At 46.2% G+C, this 3436-nt stretch carries 2 protein-coding genes; both read right to left on the bottom strand.

Annotated features, from left to right (window positions below):
• A partial coding sequence (locus tag QZ158_RS08080) for a pneumococcal-type histidine triad protein (protein ID WP_293887461.1) occupies window positions 1-2846 on the bottom strand: 2846 nt, incomplete at its 3' end.
• 8 nt (window positions 2847-2854) lie between these two features.
• Window positions 2855-3436, bottom strand: a 582-nt coding sequence (locus QZ158_RS08085; protein ID WP_293887462.1) for a zinc ABC transporter substrate-binding protein, incomplete at its 5' end; no start/stop codon positions are given.

The raw sequence follows: 3436 nt of genomic DNA on the forward strand, positions 1-3436 counted from the left end.
AGTTGAGGTTCTTCTGTTTTCTTTTGCTTTTGTTGTTCAATCGTTTCACCAACTTCACGCAAAAGAGTTTTCCCAGTTGTCAAAGCCTTGTCAGCATCTGGCTCTTGGCGCACCTGTTCCAAACGTTCTTCAAAAGCAGGACGTTTGCTTTCTTCTACTTGTGGCAAAAGAGAGGTGATTTGTTCTACAAGTACTGTCAAGAGACTAGAGCGTTGACGAGACTCTGTCTTTTCATCCAGGTCACCGTAGACCCCCTTGAGGAAGTCGTAAACAGCTAAGTTATAGGACGGAGCATCTGTTCCCTTTTGATCCAGAATTGTTTTTTCAATTGGATAGGTTGGAGAATTATCCTGAGACACTAGTTGGTCAATAGCTTGCTTGGCTTGGTAGAGTTCCATGAAATGGGCTTTTGAATCCCAAGCTTCTTCAAAGGCCTGAGCCCGGTAAAGCTTCAAAGCAAGGTCTGCTGCTGTCGCCCGCAATTCCGGTGTCAAGCGCGCATCGCTTAAACTTTGGTAGAAATACTTAAGGTAGTCCACCGAAGTCACACCGGTCCGATCTTGCATCTCTTGAATGGCCTGCAACAATTTTCCTTCTTTCTCCAATCGTTGGCTATCCTTGGCCGTATAGGCTTCCTGCAACTGAGAAACGAGGCTTTCTTTCTTGAGTTGGAAGGCTTCGGTATCTAGCAAGCGAACCTGCTCCAACAATTCCTGGTAGCGACGGTCCAAGGTCGTTTCTTCTTTCGGTTTGACTTCCTGAGTCGCATGGATATATTCCTTGTCAACTTGGTCAAGACTAGCCAAGTAGCCTGCTGTCGAATTGCTTGGGAAATTTTTAACAGTTTCTAAGAATTGACCCAAGTTCAACTCAATCCGTCTTTGTTGCAGAGGGTCTGAAGCGTACAAAGTCCGACTTTCTGCTAGGAGTTGGTTGACCTTGTCCTCCACAGCTTTCTGATCCAAGTCACCTTTCTGGTAAGCTGCTTGGATGGTCGGCAGACGGTGAGCCAAGTAGTCCGCCAAGCCTGCTGAGCGCACCTTGATATAGTGGTTATGGTCCCCATGCGGAATGACAAACTGACCATTCTCGATTTGCATCGTATAAGGGGAAATACCAGAGCGAAGCGCTGTTGAATAGAGCTCATTGATAAAGTCTAGCTCAGGATTTCCTGTTTCAAGTGGAATCCGGACATGTTCCTTCCGAACCGCATAAGGGTGGATATGGGTTGGATCGTATTCTTGGTCTGGATTGTTAAAGACAAAGAAACCATTGGAAATCTTGATAGCTTCCCGAGGGACGCCGTAAGTTTGGCTAATATATTGGATTTTTTCTTCATCCGAGGCATCGCGCGAATAGGTCGCCACATCATCTGTCAGTGGTTGCCCCTTGTCCTCTTCCTTCTTACCAGCTAGCACTGCCTCTGCAGCAGCGATTTCTTGAGGTGAGAGATCCTTCTTGTAGAAGTAATGGGCATGGTCCCCGTGAGCGACCATATAACCCTCATCATCCTTGCTGATGACATGGTCAGCATGAAAACCATGATCATGTTCGCCTTCATGATGATGGTCATGATCGGCTTCATGATCCTCATGGTCATGCTTGTGATGAGGATCCTCCTTCTCGTGGTCTTGGTCATGATCAACTGGTTTTGTGTCTGGGCTTGAAGGTTGAGTTGGCTTTTCATCTGTCGCTACAGTCCCAGTTTGAGACCGGAGGACTTGATACTGTCGTGCCAATTCCCGCTCTAAAGGCGAAAGCACACTATAAGGGATAAAATGGAAGTGATCCCCATGCGGATACACCACTCCTTGCTCTGTCCATTTGGTAATTTTGCTTGGATCAAAGACAGAACCATCCGACTCAACATGGCGCTCTGAAAGCGGGGTATGCTGCAACTCTTTCTGTAGGCTTTCCAGACTTCTCCCTTCTGTCGTCACTGTTGGATGGGGATGAGGGGTTGAAAGAGCTGGAGTGACAGGTGCTGGAATTGGCTGATTCGGATTAACCGGTGCAGTCAACTGGAGAGAAGGGGGCAATACAGGTTTCACTTCATGTTTTCCTCCTCTACCATTTAAGATAGATAAGGCAGCAGCTAATTCTCCAGCTGATAAGGCACTCTTCGGAATGAAGTGGTAGTGTCCACCATGAGGCACGATGAAGCCATCCCCGGTATCAGAAATCACATCCCCAGGATGGAAGACATAGCCGTCATCTGTCCGGTAGCCACCTTGACTTGGCTTAGCACCTGCTGTTAGACTGGCTGCTGTTTTCCCTTCTCGAAGAGCCTGACTCGGCTGGCTGAAGTCACGAGTTTGCCCAGCTTTTTGGGCATTCTCTTTCGAACCTGAAACCAGCTCTCCTTTTTTCTGTTGGGCAATTTCCTCCACCGAACGGACATTCAGCGTATGTTGCGGATCGGTTAGATAAAGGTAGTAGGTCCCATCCTTCTTGATAATATAGCCATCTCGTACCTGTGTGACAATATCTGATTGTTTCAATTGGTAAGTAGGGTCCCGTAAAATCAACTCCTCACTAAAAATCGCATCGTAAGGGACCTTGCCATTGTAGTAATGGAAATGATCTCCGTGGGAAGTCACAAAGCCCTCGTCAGTAATCTTGACAACAATCTGCTCAGCTTGGGTTTTTTCTTTAGAGTTGACGGCTTCAATGCTTTCTTCCTGCCTGTTTGAGCTGCTAGCTGATTTTTTCTTATCTCCTTGTAAATACTGCACCTGATTCTGATTCCTTTTATCTTCCTTGACAGGTGCTTGTTGGCTTAAAGCATAGGCACATAAGCCCAAACCTAATGTTGCTACTAATCCAATTGTTCCTTTTTTCTTCATTCTTCTACTTACTCCTGTAATTCTTTTGCTAGACTCGCCATATTTTCTTCTAGGTTCTCCAAGAAATCTTTGTTATTTTCTGGATCTGCTTCGAGAGGATCTAAAACCTTCACTTTTGCCCCTGTCGCCTTGGCAATGCTATCGGCCACCTTGGACGAGGTATGCTTCTCAACAAAGATAGTCTGAACTTGGTAGTCCTTGACAAACTGCTGAATCTCAGCCAACTGACGGGCTGTTGGTTCCTGCTCCGGCGAGATCCCTGCAATTCCTAATTGTTTCAAACCAAAGCGCTTGGCTAAATAAGAAAAGGCTGTATGCTGGGTCACAAAGGTTTTTTGCGTCGCTTTTTCAAAGAGAGGTTGGTATTTGTCCACCAAAGCCTCACAGCGTTTTTCAAGCTTTTGAGAATTGGCCTCATAATAACTTCTATTTTCTGGATCGATGTCTCCCAACTCTTGGGCGATGATCTTCCCTTCTTCAGCAATTTTCAGTGGATCCATCCAGGTATGAGGGTCATACAAGTGTTTTGCATCCTTCCCTTCCGTATCCTCAATATCTTCTAAGCCAGCGACCTTATCCAATTCCATTCC

It is taken from the genome of Streptococcus sp. A12, from assembly GCF_905372335.1.
Lineage (GTDB): Bacteria > Bacillota > Bacilli > Lactobacillales > Streptococcaceae > Streptococcus.